Origin of the sequence: uncultured Romboutsia sp., from assembly GCF_958366745.1 — a bacterium.
Classification (GTDB): Bacteria; Bacillota; Clostridia; order Peptostreptococcales; family Peptostreptococcaceae; genus Romboutsia; species Romboutsia timonensis.
Genome location: NZ_CATXCO010000039.1, coordinates 1 through 14,718 on the forward strand (window position 1 = coordinate 1; position 14,718 = coordinate 14,718).

General features: G+C 29.4%; 10 protein-coding genes and 1 other annotated feature. All 10 genes read right to left on the reverse strand.

The features are described 5' to 3' along the window. Nucleotides 1–75 precede the first annotated feature (75 nt). Nucleotides 76–1,557: a glutamate--tRNA ligase gene (gltX, locus tag Q5F54_RS04605; protein ID WP_281538843.1), complete on the reverse strand. Its 1,482-nt coding sequence runs from the start codon at nucleotides 1,555–1,557 to the stop codon at nucleotides 76–78. Between the two features lie 224 nt (nucleotides 1,558–1,781). Then, nucleotides 1,782–3,497: a proline--tRNA ligase gene (locus Q5F54_RS04610; RefSeq protein WP_281538844.1), complete on the reverse strand. Its 1,716-nt coding sequence runs from the start codon at nucleotides 3,495–3,497 to the stop codon at nucleotides 1,782–1,784. Nucleotides 3,498–3,584: 87 nt separating this feature from the next. Further along, nucleotides 3,585–3,790, reverse strand: a binding site (T-box leader). 87 nt (nucleotides 3,791–3,877) lie between these two features. Continuing rightward, entirely contained in the window at nucleotides 3,878–4,357 is a 480-nt protein-coding gene (ispF, locus tag Q5F54_RS04615) for a 2-C-methyl-D-erythritol 2,4-cyclodiphosphate synthase (protein WP_071119063.1), read from the reverse strand. A 13-nt stretch (nucleotides 4,358–4,370) separates the two neighbouring features. Beyond that, nucleotides 4,371–5,054, reverse strand: a complete 684-nt coding sequence (ispD, locus tag Q5F54_RS04620; protein ID WP_071119064.1) for a 2-C-methyl-D-erythritol 4-phosphate cytidylyltransferase — start codon at nucleotides 5,052–5,054, stop codon at nucleotides 4,371–4,373. A 96-nt stretch (nucleotides 5,055–5,150) separates the two neighbouring features. Continuing rightward, nucleotides 5,151–6,233: a PIN/TRAM domain-containing protein gene (locus Q5F54_RS04625; RefSeq protein ID WP_281538845.1), complete on the reverse strand. Its 1,083-nt coding sequence runs from the start codon at nucleotides 6,231–6,233 to the stop codon at nucleotides 5,151–5,153. An 87-nt stretch (nucleotides 6,234–6,320) separates the two neighbouring features. After that, nucleotides 6,321–7,391, reverse strand: coding sequence for a DNA integrity scanning diadenylate cyclase DisA (gene disA / locus Q5F54_RS04630; protein ID WP_281538846.1), 1,071 nt, complete (start codon nucleotides 7,389–7,391; stop codon nucleotides 6,321–6,323). After that, nucleotides 7,391–8,767: a DNA repair protein RadA gene (gene radA / locus Q5F54_RS04635; RefSeq protein ID WP_071119067.1), complete on the reverse strand. Its 1,377-nt coding sequence runs from the start codon at nucleotides 8,765–8,767 to the stop codon at nucleotides 7,391–7,393. Before radA ends, disA begins: the two co-directional genes overlap by 1 nt. Nucleotides 8,768–9,039: 272 nt before the next feature. After that, complete coding sequence (locus Q5F54_RS04640) at nucleotides 9,040–11,481, reverse strand: ATP-dependent Clp protease ATP-binding subunit (RefSeq protein ID WP_281538847.1); 2,442 nt, start codon at nucleotides 11,479–11,481, stop codon at nucleotides 9,040–9,042. Nucleotides 11,482–11,543: 62 nt separating this feature from the next. Next, nucleotides 11,544–12,014, reverse strand: coding sequence for a CtsR family transcriptional regulator (locus Q5F54_RS04645; protein WP_281538848.1), 471 nt, complete (start codon nucleotides 12,012–12,014; stop codon nucleotides 11,544–11,546). A gap of 252 nt (nucleotides 12,015–12,266) precedes the next feature. Next, nucleotides 12,267–14,201, reverse strand: coding sequence for a translation factor GTPase family protein (locus Q5F54_RS04650; RefSeq protein ID WP_281538849.1), 1,935 nt, complete (start codon nucleotides 14,199–14,201; stop codon nucleotides 12,267–12,269). Between the last annotated feature and the right edge of the window lie 517 nt (nucleotides 14,202–14,718).

Below are 14,718 nucleotides of genomic sequence, written 5' to 3' on the forward strand. Positions count from 1 at the left end.
ACCCTATAGAGTAGACCTTTTTATTAGTTGTCTACTCTATAGGGTACATTTTAAAATTAGTGGACTTTTTATATACTATAAAACATTATTTTTTACATATTTTATTCTATTTAAGCAAGTTTCTTTTCCTAGAACTTCCATAGTTTTTGGAAGATCTGGTCCATGCATTTGACCTGTTAATATTATTCTTGATCCCATGAATAAGTTTTTACCCTTTATTCCATGTTCTTTTTGTATTTCTTTAAACATTGCTTTTACAAATGCTTCATCTACTACTTCAGCAGCTTCTACTTTTGCTTCTAATGCATCTATTAAAGTTGGTATATGCTCTAAGTTTAAGAATTCTCTACATTCTTCAGTTTCTAACTCAACAGTGTCTCCAAAGAATATATTAGCATGTTCAGTTATTTCTTTTACATATTGTAATTTTTCTTTAAGAACTGATACCATACCTTTTATAAATTCATATTTAGTTTCGGCTTCTTCTTCTGTTATAAATCCAGCTTCAACTAAGAATGGTATAGCTAAATCTGTTAAGTAGCTGTCATCTGCATCTTTTACATAATGTTGGTTAACCCAGTTTAATTTTTCTGTATCAAATACTCCACCACTCTTAGATACTCTATCTATAGAAAATGCATTTTCTAATTCTTCCATTGAGAATATTTCTTGGTTGTCTTCTGGAGACCATCCAACTAATGCAACATAGTTTACTAAACCTTCTGGTAAGTATCCTTTTTTCTTGAAATCTTCAACTGCAACATCACCATGTCTCTTACTTAACTTTTTCTTTTCTTTGTTAAGTATGTTTGGTAAGTGTACAAATGTTGTTGGCTCCCATCCAAATGCTTCATATAAGTAAACATGCTTTGGTGTTGAAGAAAGCCATTCTTCTCCTCTTATAACGTGAGTTATTTCCATTAAGTGGTCATCAACAACTACAGCGAAATGATATGTTGGGAATCCATCAGTTTTTATTAATACTTGATCATCTAAGTCATTAGTATTAAATTCTGTTTCTCCTCTAACTAAGTCATTGAACTTTATAACGTGGTTTTCTGGTAATCTTAATCTTATAACGTATGGTTCTCCTGCAGCTATTTTAGCTTGTACTTCTTCTTCTGTAAGATCTCTACAGTGACCATCATATCTTGGAGTTTCACCAGCTTCTTTTTGCTTTTCTCTTACTTCATCTAATCTTTCTTTTGTACAGAAGCAATAGTAAGCTTTTCCATTATCTAATAATTCTTGTATATATTTTTTGTATATATCTAATCTTTCAGATTGTATGTAAGGACCGTTCTCACCTTTTTGAACTATATTACCATTTTCATCTAACATAACACCTTCAGTGTGGTTAACACCAGCCCATTTCATAGCTTGAAGCATGTTTTCTATTGCACCTTCAACTAATCTTGTTTGGTCTGTATCTTCTACTCTTAATAAATACTCTCCACCCATTCTCTTTGCAAATAAGTAGTTATATAAAGCAGTTCTTAAACTACCTATATGTACAAATCCAGTTGGACTCGGAGCAAATCTTACTTTTACACTCATGTCTTTACCTCCTATAAATATCTATATGTATCTATAATATCAAAATAAGCCTTTATTGTAATGTTATTTTATCCAAATAATATAAAAAATACAATTTATATGTTATCCAGATAATCTGTTGATAACTCACTTTTTATGAAAATTAAAATAGTATATATATCCACATTTTAACTTAAAATGTTAATAAGTTCGTGGATTATATATACTATTTAGTTATTTTGTAATTATCCTAACTTTATGTTATTTTTTACAAATTCAGCTTCAACTCTTGATTTTATCTCATCTAAAGATATTACTTCTTTTTCTTCAGACTTTCTTAATTTGAATTCTACTTTTCCGTCTACTATATCTTTACCAACAGTTATTCTCATTGGTATACCTATAAGTTCACTATCTTTAAACTTAACTCCAGCTCTTTCATCTCTGTCGTCTAATAATACTTCTACACCCATATCTTGTAATTCGTTGTATATATTTTCAGCAGCTTCCATGTGTTCTTCTTTCTTTATGTTAACAGGTACAACTACAACATGATATGGAGCTATTGCTAAAGGCCATGTTATACCATTTTCATCATGATGTTGCTCTATTATAGCTGCAGCTGTTCTTTCTACACCTATTCCGTAACATCCCATTACTACTGGCTTAGACTTACCATCTTTATCTATGAAGTTACATCCCATAGCTTCAGAGTATTTAGTTCCTAACTTGAATATATGTCCAACTTCTACCCCTCTAGCTATTTCAAAGTGACTTCCACACTTAGTACACTTATCTTGCTCAGTTACATTTCTGAAGTCTCCTACTGTTCCTTCGAAGTCTCTTCCATAGTTAGCATTTTCTATATGGTACTCAGTTTTGTTAGCTCCTATTATTAAGTTTCTAGCATTAGCTACTTCGTTATCTATTAATACATAGTCAGCTTTTATTCCTATTGGTCCTGCAAATCCTATTTCTGCATTAGTTACAGCTTTTACTACTTCTTCATTAGCAAGTTCAAACTCAACAACCCCACCTACAGCATTTCCTACTTTAGTTTCGTTTACTTCTCTATCTCCTCTTACTACTACTGCTACAGTTTTTCCATCTGCAACATATACTAAAGTTTTTGCAAACTTATCAGCCGATAATTTAAAGAAGTTTTCTAGTTCTTCTATAGTGTGTACACCTGGAGTGTGTACTTCTTTTAATTCTTTCATTTCTTCAGTTGAAGGTTCTGCTACTACAGCTACTGCTTTTTCCATGTTTGCTGCATAATCACATCCGCTACAGAATACTATTTCATCTTCTCCAACTTCTGATTTAACCATGAACTCAGCTGAAACTGAACCACCTATAGCTCCTGTATCTGCTTGAACTGGGCTATTATCTAATCCACATCTTGCAAATATGTTTGTATATGCATCAAACATATCTTGGTATGACTTATCTAATCCTGCTTCATCTGTATCAAAACTATAAGCATCTTTCATTGTGAAAGATCTAGTTCTCATTACTCCGAATCTAGGTCTTCTTTCATCTCTATACTTAACTTGTATTTGATATAAGTTTAATGGTAATTGCTTATAAGAAGTTATTTCTTGCTTTATTAAATCTGTAAATACTTCTTCGTGAGTTGGTCCAAGACAGAAATCTCTATCATTTCTATCCTTTAATCTCATCATTTCTGCTCCCATTACATCCCATCTACCAGACTCTTTCCAAAGTTCTGCTGGTATAAGAGCTGAACAAAGTATTTCTTGACATCCTTTTTTATTTAATTCTTCTCTTATTATTTCTTGGATTTTATTGAAAACTCTTATACCCATAGGTAATTGGTTATACACTCCTGATGCCATTTTTCTTATCATACCAGCTCTTAACATTAATTGATGACTTGTTATTTCTGCATCAGCTGGAACTTCTCTTAATGTTGGCATAAACATTTTTGACATTTTCATATTACATTTCCTCCTGTATTTATTTATATTTTTTATTTTTAATAGTAAAAATTTTCCACAAAAAAACCTTCCGACTCTATACTTATGTATAGAGACGAAAGGTTGAATTTCCGCGGTACCACTCTAATTAGCCAAAAGGCTCTCTTTATGGGATATAACGGTCCCTACCGTAAAAACTTTTTACCGTTTTTAAGCTAAAAGACTGGTTCAAAGACTTCTTCTTAGAAACTTTCACCACCGTTTCCTCTCTGTAAAGATTTCATCTTTTACTATTTCTTAATCATTGCTTTAATTTATTATTTATGTATAGTATATACAATATATATTGTAATATTACTATTTAATCTTTATCTTATTTACTAATATTATATTATTTAATATCACTTGTCAACTTTAACTAATAAACAAATACTTTGAGCTGCTATTCCTTCTTTCGCTCCAGTAAATCCAAGCCCTTCTTCTGTTGTTGCTTTTACATTTATATTCTCTATCGAAGTATTTAATGCTTTAGCAATATTTTCTCTCATATTTTGTATATGAGGAGCCATTTTAGGACTTTGAGCTATTATAGTACAATCTATATTACCTATACCATATCCTTTTTCATTGATTAAATTATATACAAACTCTAATAATTTCATACTATCTGCACCTTTATACTTCTCGTCTGTATCAGGGAAATGCTTACCTATATCACCTAAAGCTAATGCACCTAATATAGAATCCATTACAGCATGTATCAATACATCTGCATCAGAGTGGCCTAATAATCCTTTTTCATGTGGAACATTTACTCCACCTATTATTAACTTTCTTCCTTCTACTAATTTATGTACATCATAACCTAATCCTACTCTCATGTTTGTCCTCCTACTAATCTTGAACTCTTAATATTTGACTTCCAATATTTAAATCTTCTTGCGTTGTTATTTTTATATTATTGTATGATCCTTCTAACATTTTAACCTTATATCCGATTCGCTCTACTAGCATTGCATCATCAGTTCCATAAAATTTATTTTTAAATGCATCTTTATAAGCATCTATAAGTATATTATAATCAAATGTTTGCGGAGTCTGAACTGCCCATAATACACTTCTATTTGGCGTATCTACTATATTTTTATCGTTATCTATAACCTTTATAGTATCTTTAACTGGTACTCCTACAACTATAGCCTTATGCTCTTTTGCTTCCTCAATACTTTTATCTATAATTTTATCAGATACAAAAGGTCTCGCCCCATCATGAATTAATACGACATCACATTTTTCATCTAATAACTTTAATCCATTATATACAGAGTCTTGTCTCTCTTTTCCACCATAAGCTATTTTTACATTTTTAAAATTATACTTATCTAGTATCTCTTTTTTAAAAAACTCAGATTCATCTTCTTTTACAACAACCACTATATCTTCTATGTTTGAATTATTATAAAATTTTTCAATTGTATAAGCTATAATTTCTTTTCCTTCAAGCTTTATAAATTGTTTATTAATTCCCATATTCATTCTACTGCCTGTTCCTGCAGCTACTATGACAACACCATTCATATTTGCACCTCTTATTAAATACTAAAGTCCTTATATTAAAGAAAGGTGCCTCAACATAAAGTAATTTATATTATGAGACACCCTCCTTAAAATTTATTAGTTTTTTGGTTTTCCAAATATCATTCTTCCTGCTGGAGTTTGTAGCACTGATGTAACTAATACTCTTATAGTTTCTCCCATATGCTTTTTACCTCCATCTACAACTATCATAGTTCCATCATCTAGATAAGCTATACCTTGACTATGTTCTTTCCCTTCTTTGACAACCTGAACAATCATTTCTTCTCCAGGTATTGCAACTGGTTTTATAGCATTGGCAAGTTCATTTATATTTAATACCTCAACACCTTGGAATTGAGCTACTTTATTTAAATTATAGTCATTAGTAACTACCTTACCGCCTAAAACCTGAGCTAATTTTAATAACTTACTATCAACTTCAGGAATATCATCAAACTTAGCTTCACTTATTTCAACCTCTATATCTAATTCCTTTTGAATTATATTTAATATATCAAGGCCTCGTCTTCCTCTAACCCTTTTTAAATCATCTGAGGAATCAGCTATATGTTGTAATTCATCAAGTACAAACTTAGGTATTATAAGTTTTCCCTCTATAAATCCTGTTTTACATATATCTGCTATTCTTCCATCAATTATGACACTAGTGTCTAATACCTTTGGTGGAATAGTCTTCCCTTCTTTTTTAGTACTTTTTTCTTTTATTGATGGTGATAGTCTATATAATCTACTTATATTAAATAAATCATCCTTACTTTTTAAAGCTATTTTTATACCTAAATATCCCAAAAATCCATATGTAATAAATGTTAAAATTCCTCCTACTATAGGTATTGAATTTATTAAACCACCTAATAAATATGCTATAACGAACCCTATTATAAGACCTATAGAACCTAATAATATATCAGTTTGAGGATATTTTGATATTTCCTTATCCATAAGTTTAGCTATATATTTAAATCTATCTATAACCCAAGGTCCTATTATGTAGAATATAACTCCTATAATTAAACCTACTACTGCTGATATCAATATTGTACCCTTTTTTATTCCAAATAAAAGTACTGGAAATGTACTTGCTAATGATGAATATATGGTAAATCCTAAAACAAAACCAAATATACCTATCATTGCTCTTATTATTTTTTGTATCAAATTTTCACCCCCTGATTGTTTTGTTAATATTTACTTATTATAATCTATAATACCGCATATGTTCAAGAACAAAGTAGTAACGATTATTTATATATGCCTATCTAATAAAACTAACTGTTTCATTTTTATAAGTCCATTTTTAATATAAGTTGCTCTTATTTCACCTATTCCTTCAACATCATCTAATTCTTCTATTGATGCATTTAATATTTCCTGGAAATTATCAAAGTAATTTACTAAGTTTTCAATTATAGCTGATGGTAACCTATGTATCTTACTAAGTATTCTGTACCCTCTAGATTTTATAGTCATATCCATATTTTCTGAAAAACCACTATGACCTAATAATTTAGCCATATTAGTTAAATCCAGTAAGTCTTCAGATGAAAAACTTTTAATCTTTTTCTTAAATTCTGCCATATCTACATTCTTTTTACTATAATCTTTAAAAATAAGCTTTTGGTCCATTTTAGTTGTTCCCATTAACTCTTCTAACTGCATTTTTACTAGCGTTCCTTCTTGGCCAAGCTCAATTACATATTTCTCAATTATATTTGTTATTCTCATTACCATTTCTATCTTTTGTATAACTATTGCTACATCATATATCGTTACTAAATCATTAAACTCTAAAGCATTTAAGTTTATTATAGCTTCATCCAATACAGATTTATATTTTTCAAGAGTCTGTAATGCTTGATTCGCCTTAGTAAGTATTTTAGATATATCCTCTAAAGCATATTTTTTATCCCCTCTATATACTGTGATTATATTTCTCCTTTGAGATATAGCAATAACTATCGCCCCTGTTTGTTTAGCAACTCTTTCTGCAGTTCTGTGTCTAGTCCCAGTTTCGGATGTTGATATTGAGTAATCAGGTATAAGTTGAGCATTAGCAAAAAGAATTTTCTTTGTATCACTACTTAAAACTATAGCACCATCCATTTTAGCTAATTCATATATATACGCTGGTGAGTATTCTGCATTTATACAAAATCCTCCATCTACTACTTCCATTATTTCTTCACCAGTTGCGATTACTATAAGCCCTCCTGTTTTAGCTTTTAGTATGTTATCTAACCCTTGTCTTAGTGGACTTCCAGGTGATATCATTTTTAATGCATGTATAAGATTTTTATTTCTTAGGAAATCCTCCATTATTCTTTATTACCCCCTAATACTATATTTATTGCTTGTCTTAGATTATCTACAGGCCAAATTTCTATACCTTTAGTATCTTTGACTGCTTCATAATTATTTCTTGGTATAACTATTTTTGTAAAGCCAAGCTTTTTACACTCTGCTATTCTTTTTTCTATGAAGCTTACTGCTCTTACCTCTCCTGTAAGTCCAACTTCTCCTGTTACTGCTATTGTTTCATCAACTGCAACATTTCTAAAACTAGATGCAATAGCTATTACTATACCTAAATCTATTGAAGGCTCATTTATTTTTATTCCTCCTACTATATTAAGGTATACGTCTTGATTTTGAATTTGAAGTCCTACTCTTTTCTCTAAAACAGCCAATAACATACCTACTCTATTATAATCAACACCTGTAGCCGTTCTTTTTGGTATACCATAACTTGTTGGTGATACTAAGGCTTGCATTTCAAGCAACATTGGTCTTGTACCTTCTACAGTAGATATTATAACTGAACCTGCTACATCTTTTGGTTTTTCTGATATAAGTATTTTTGATGGATTTTCAAGTTCTACTAAACCTAAGTCCCTCATCTCAAATACTCCTAATTCATTAGTTGAACCAAATCTATTCTTAACAGCTCTAACTAATCTATAAGTATTATATCTTTCTCCTTCAAAATATAATACAGTATCAACCATATGCTCTAATAATTTAGGTCCAGCTAAAGAACCTTCTTTTGTTACATGTCCAACTATAAATGTTGATATACCCATTTTTTTGGATATTTTCATAAATTTCGAAGTTCCTTCTTTTATTTGGCTAACTGTTCCTGGTGCTGATGATATTTCTGGACTATATACAGTTTGGATAGAGTCCAGAATTATAAGATCAGGCTTTATATTATCTAACTGCGCTTCTATTAAACTTAAGTTATTTTCTGCAAAAATGTATAAATTATCAGAATTAATTCCTAGTCTCTGAGCTCTCATTTTTATTTGAGATTCAGATTCCTCTCCTGATATATATAATACTTTTTTTCCTGAGTTTGCAACATTACTTGATACTTGAATTAAAAGTGTTGATTTTCCTATTCCAGGATCTCCTCCTACTAATACTAAAGATCCTTTTACTATACCTCCACCAAGTACTCTGTCTAGTTCATCTATACATGTTGAAAATCTTTCTTCTTCTTTTGTTTCTATGGAATTTATATTTACAGGTCTTGATGAAGATTTATCTATAATAAATACATCTTTATTCGACCCTTTTTGTTCTATTTCTTCTACTAACGTATTCCATTTTGTACACTCTGGACATCTACCTAACCATTTAGATGTTTCATATCCGCACTCTTGGCATACATATTTTGTCTTTATCTTTGCCATTTACAAATCACCCTTAATTTACTATTGTCTATTTAATTTTAACATATCTATAGTGTATTATGTAAATTATTATAAAATTAAAAATTTCGCCTCGCTCATTTCGCCAACGATGTATCCTTGCTCCCACTACGGATACATCCGTTGCTCAAAAATGTCATTTTTTACGTTTGTAAATTTATTGATATTACTTATATTCATATATTATCTATAAATTTTTTCATGATATAATTCCCTTATACATAAAAAATGAGGAGTTTCCTCCTCATTTAATTTTATAGCACTTTACATTTATATACTATTTTATTATCTTCAATTTCAGCAACTACACTACTACCTTTTTTTATATCACCTTTTAGTATTGCCTCAGATAATGTATCCTCTAATTCTTTCTGTATGGCTCTTTTTAAAGGTCTTGCCCCATACTCTAAGTCCATACCTTCCTGAGCTATTAGTTTTACAGCTTCTTCACTCATTTTCAAATCTATATTTAAACTTTTTAATCTTTCAATTACTTCTCTTGTCATTAATTTTACTATTTCATATATATGATACTCTTCTAACGGATGGAATACTATTATGTCATCTATTCTGTTTAAAAACTCTGGCTTAAACTTTTGCTTTAATTCTCCCATTATACTTTCTTTCATTTTATCATATTGATCTTTTGTCTCTTCTTCCTTATCTTTATTTGTACCAAATCCTAATACTTGATGATTCTTCTTATTAATTTTAGTAGCTCCAACATTAGATGTCATTATTAATATTGTATTTTTAAAGTCAACCATACGACCTTTTGAGTCTGTTAATCTACCATCATCTAATATTTGTAGTAATATATTAAATACATCCTCATGAGCTTTTTCTATTTCATCAAATAAAACAACAGAATAAGGATTTCTTCTTACTTTTTCTGTTAATTGACCACCTTCATTATATCCTACATATCCTGGAGGTGAACCTATTAATTTAGATACTGCATGTTTTTCCATATATTCAGACATATCTATTCTTATTATTTGATTTTCATCACCAAATTGAACTTCTGCTAAAGCTTTACATAGTTCTGTTTTTCCAACTCCAGTTGGTCCTAAAAATAAAAATGAACCTATTGGTCTTTTAGGGTCTTTAAGACCTGCTCTAGATCTTCTTATTGCTCTAGAGATCGATTTTACTGCCTGATCTTGACCTACTACTCTACCATGCAATATTTCTTCTAAGTTTAGTAATCTTTCTGCTTCTTCTTCAACTATTTTATTAACTGGTACACCAGTCCAAAGTTCCACAACCTCAGCAATTATTTCTTTGTCTACTATACCTATATATGATTTTTTAGGTATTTCAATATTTACTATACCCTGACTTGATTTTGTACTTATATCTAAGTCCAGATTCTTTCCAATATCTCTATTTAATTCATCATTTATTTCTTTACTTAAAATATATTTTTCTGAATTTAGAATGTTCTTTTGTGAATTAATCTCTCTTAATCTTACTCTAGATGCTGACTCATCAATTAAATCTATTGCTTTATCTGGTAAAAATCTATCAGTTATATATCTTATAGATAAATCTACTGCTGCTACTATGGCTTCATATGTTATTTTTACATTATGATGAGATTCATATTTTTCTCTCAATCCTTCTAGTATCTTTATAGTTTCTTCCTTTGTTGGTTCTGTTATTAAAACTGGTTGAAATCTTCTTTCTAACGCAGAATCTTTCTCTATATGCTTTCTATACTCATCTATTGTTGTAGCCCCTATAATCTGTATATCTCCTCTTGATAGTACTGGCTTTAATATATTAGATGCATCTATCGTACTTTCTCCAGTTGATCCTGCACCAATTATTGTGTGTAACTCATCTATAAATAAAATTATATTTCCATTCTTAACTACTTCATCTACAACTTGCTTTATTCTCTCTTCAAATTCACCTCTATATTTTGCCCCTGCTAACATAGATCCCATATCTAAAGTGTATAAAACTTTTCCAATAAGATTATCTGGAACATTTCCACTTGCAATATTTGCAGCCAATCCTTCTGCAACAGATGTCTTTCCAACACCTGGATCTCCAATAAATACTGGATTATTTTTTGTTCTTCTACTTAATATTTGTATAGCTCTTTCTATCTCTTTTTCTCTTCCTATTACAGGATCAATTTTATTTTGGCTTGCAACTAGAGTTAAATTTTTTCCATACTTATCTAATATCTTTAAAGATGTTTGTGTTCTAGTTGGATAATTAGGCTTACTCTCTTTATTTGTTGTAACACTATCTAATCCAACAGTATCAATAATTAACTCAACTATAGATTTATCATCTATACCTGCTTCTTTTAATATATTAACTGCTAAATTTTCTCCCTGTTGAAGTATACCTAGTAATATATGCTCAGTCTCTATATACTCAGATTTAAATTTATCTGCAAATATACCTGAAATTTCTAATATCTCTTCACTTCTAGGGCTTAGTACTAAATCTATTGGCATTATAGGTATAATACCTTTTTTCTCTATTATTTTCCCCTCTATATACTTAGGTGTTATGCCTAATTTTAATAATACCCTAGATGCTACACCATCGCCTTCTTTTGATAAACCTAATAATAAATGTTCACTATCAACTCTATTATGACCAAATTCTCTAGCACATTCTAAACTAAGCTCTATAACTTTTTTAGACTTCTGTGTAAATCTACTAAAATACATACTCTCTCACTCCTTTTAGTTTATCCGTATTTTGTATATTCTGTATTTTATATATTAAATTCTTAAGCACTTTCATCTATATGTAATAAGCCAATTACTATATTCTGTAATATATTTGCTCTTAATTTATCTTTAAGTTCTGAAATAGGTATACATAACACCTTATCTTCTATTGAATATAATATTATCTTACTTTCTCTTTCTGTAAGTATATTGATTTTTTCTAGTGATTTTATGACTTCTTTAGCTGCATTATAACTTATCTCTTCACCAATCCTTTCATATATTAAGGATTTTATATATTTCTTTTTATCTGAGCTTATCTTAGTAATCTGTACATATCCACCTCCACCTTTTTTGCTATCTATATAATAACCTCTGTCTATTGTAAATCTTGTCATTAATACATAATTTATTTGAGATGGTGCACAGTTAAATAAATTTGCTAACTCGTTACGCTTAATTTGTATGCTATTGCTATTGTTCATTAACTCATTTATGAAAAGTTCAATTTTATCAGTTATCGAGGCCATATACATCACCACTCAATCATATAAATTTGACTTACTTTGACTATCGACTAATATCATTTATATGATTTTTTTCAGTAAAATTTACACTATAAAAATTTATTTTTTTATAAAATTTATATAATATATGCTTATGTTAAGTATTATTAATTATACTAAATAAATTTTATCTCAAGTATTATATTAACTTCTTTTAAGTTTATGCCTTAAATCGAAAAAGGGGTTATCGTGAATTTTGATGACCCCTTTTATTATTTATCTATTGTTATTAGCTTGAGCTATTATTCTTTGCGCTATTTGATAAGGAACTTCATCATATTTCTCAATTTCCATTTCAAAATATCCTCTACCTTGTGTCATAGATCTTAAATCTATGGCATATTTAAAGGTTTCAGCTTGAGGTGCCTGTGCATATATTACTTGTTTTCCTTTACCTAATGGTTCCATACCTAATATTTTCCCTCTTCTTTTATTTATATCGCCCATAACATCGCCCATATACTCCTCAGGTATTGTTATTTTTAGGCTCATTATAGGCTCTAATAAAACTGGTTGCGCTTCTTCCATACCTTTTCTAAAGGCTAAACTAGCTGCCATTTTAAATGCCATCTCTGATGAATCGACATCATGATATGAACCATCATAAAGAGTAGCCTTTATATTGGTAACTGGAAATCCTGCTAGTACTCCTTTTAACATAGAATCCTTTAAACCTTTTTCTACTGCTGGTATATACTGTTTAGGTACAGATCCTCCAAAGATTTCTTCTGTAAATTCAAAATCCTTCTTACTTCTTTCAAATTTTATTTTTACATCTCCATATTGACCGTGACCACCTGATTGTTTTTTATGTTTTCCTTGAACATCAGACTTTCCTTTTACAGTTTCTCTATATGCAACTTTAAGGTCTTCTAAATTAACATCTACTCCAAATTTTTCTTTCATCTTATCTTTTACAATATTTATATGAAGCTCACCTTGCCCCCCTATAAGAGCCTGTTTTGTTTCTGAATTTCTATACCAATCTATAGTTGGGTCTTCATCTGCTATCTTATTTAAAGTAGCACTTACTTTTTCTTCATCTCCTTTATCTTTTGGAGTTATTGCAAAATATATTTGAGGCTTAGGGAATTGAATTACTGGCATAGCTTCATCATCTTTGTTTAATGATATAGTATCTCCTGTTTGTAAGCTATTAGACTTTGTTACTATAACTATATCTCCACACTTAGCCTTATTAATTTCTACTAATTCTTTATTTTTCATAGTATATAAATTAGATATTTTTTCTTTACTCGATTTATTTATATTAAATACTTCATCATCTTTTTTTATTTCACCTTGAGTAACTTTTAGATATGATATCTTGCCAATGAATGGGTCTACTACTGTTTTAAATACAAAACCTTTGAATGTACTATCTTTATCTAAGTATTTAGGCTCTAAATATTTAGATACTGTATCTAATATTTCTATAGTACCTATATTGTTTAACGTGGAACCACAGATTACTGGTATTATATCCCCTCTTTGTATACCTATAGTCAGTCCTTTCTGTATATCTTGCGCATCTAATTCTTCTCCACTAAAATACTTATCTAGTATCTCGTCATCAGTTTCTGCTATAAGTTCCATTAGAGCTTCTTTTACACTCATAGCTTCATCTTTGAACTCACCATCTAATTCATCTATATTCTCAAATATATTATGTAGCTTCACAAATTTTTTATCTTTATATATAGGTATTATCATAGGCACTATTTTATTTCCATATTGCTCTCTTAATATTTCTAATGTATCTTTATATCTTGATTTTTCATTATCTATTTTATTTATAAACATTATCTTAGGAACATCTTCAGTTAACTCTAAAGACTTTTCTGTCCCAACTTGAATATCTGTAGTAGCATCTATTACAATTATAGCTGCATCGCTTGCAGTAAGAGATGATATAACTTCACCACAAAAATCAAAATATCCAGGAGTATCTAATAAATTATATTTGTAGTTATTGTATTCAACTAGTACTAATCCTAAAGTATAAGTCATGTTAACTTTATCATTTTGTTTGGATATTTTATTTGTAAGATTTGAGGTGTAAGCTATTGCTTCTATTAGATTTGTCTTTCCACATCCACTATGACCTAGTACTGCTATATTTCTTAACATATTACTATCATAAACTTTCATATAAGCACCTACCCTTTTAAAATATAAATATTTATTAAAATACTCTTTTGTTTTGCAGGGTTTACTATCTATCATGATGTGTTTTTATGAGAGATGTTATAGACTATCTTTTCTCTTTGTATAAAATATGTAAATTTTATTAATTATATACTAATTATATAAATCAAATTATGTATACAATAATTTAGATATTCTGTTTTTAGATTAATAAAATAGTTCTATAAAATATTTAAATAACCTGTTGTGCTAATTTTTTACTAAGCGTATTGAATTTGCTAAGTAAATTTTTGGGGATATTAAAATATATGTTGCTTGATTCTAGCTTTTATATGATTTTAATCTCTAGAATAAATAAATCTATTATTAATACTCTTATATTCATGAGCATCTAATACTTTATTATACATAAAAAAGCTAGAAGATATATCCCTTCTAGCTTTAAATATATAAAATAAAAAAGATTACGTGGCTACGTGCTACTCTCCCAGGCGGTTGCCCACCAAGTACCATCGCCGCT

Excerpts from the sequence above, each read along its gene's own strand:
- ispF (WP_071119063.1), bottom strand. The coding sequence starts at position 4,357 with ATGAGAGTAGGATTAGGTTATGATGTACATAAATTAGTAGAAGGAAGA.
- Q5F54_RS04650 (WP_281538849.1), bottom strand. The coding sequence starts at position 14,201 with ATGAAAGTTTATGATAGTAATATGTTAAGAAATATAGCAGTACTAGGT.
- Q5F54_RS04610 (WP_281538844.1), bottom strand. The coding sequence starts at position 3,497 with ATGAAAATGTCAAAAATGTTTATGCCAACATTAAGAGAAGTTCCAGCT.
- gltX (WP_281538843.1), bottom strand. The coding sequence starts at position 1,557 with ATGAGTGTAAAAGTAAGATTTGCTCCGAGTCCAACTGGATTTGTACAT.
- ispD (WP_071119064.1), bottom strand. The coding sequence starts at position 5,054 with ATGAATGGTGTTGTCATAGTAGCTGCAGGAACAGGCAGTAGAATGAAT.
- radA (WP_071119067.1), bottom strand. The coding sequence starts at position 8,767 with ATGGCAAAGATAAAGACAAAATATGTATGCCAAGAGTGCGGATATGAA.
- Q5F54_RS04640 (WP_281538847.1), bottom strand. The coding sequence starts at position 11,481 with ATGTATTTTAGTAGATTTACACAGAAGTCTAAAAAAGTTATAGAGCTT.
- disA (WP_281538846.1), bottom strand. The coding sequence starts at position 7,391 with ATGGAGGATTTCCTAAGAAATAAAAATCTTATACATGCATTAAAAATG.
- Q5F54_RS04645 (WP_281538848.1), bottom strand. The coding sequence starts at position 12,014 with ATGGCCTCGATAACTGATAAAATTGAACTTTTCATAAATGAGTTAATG.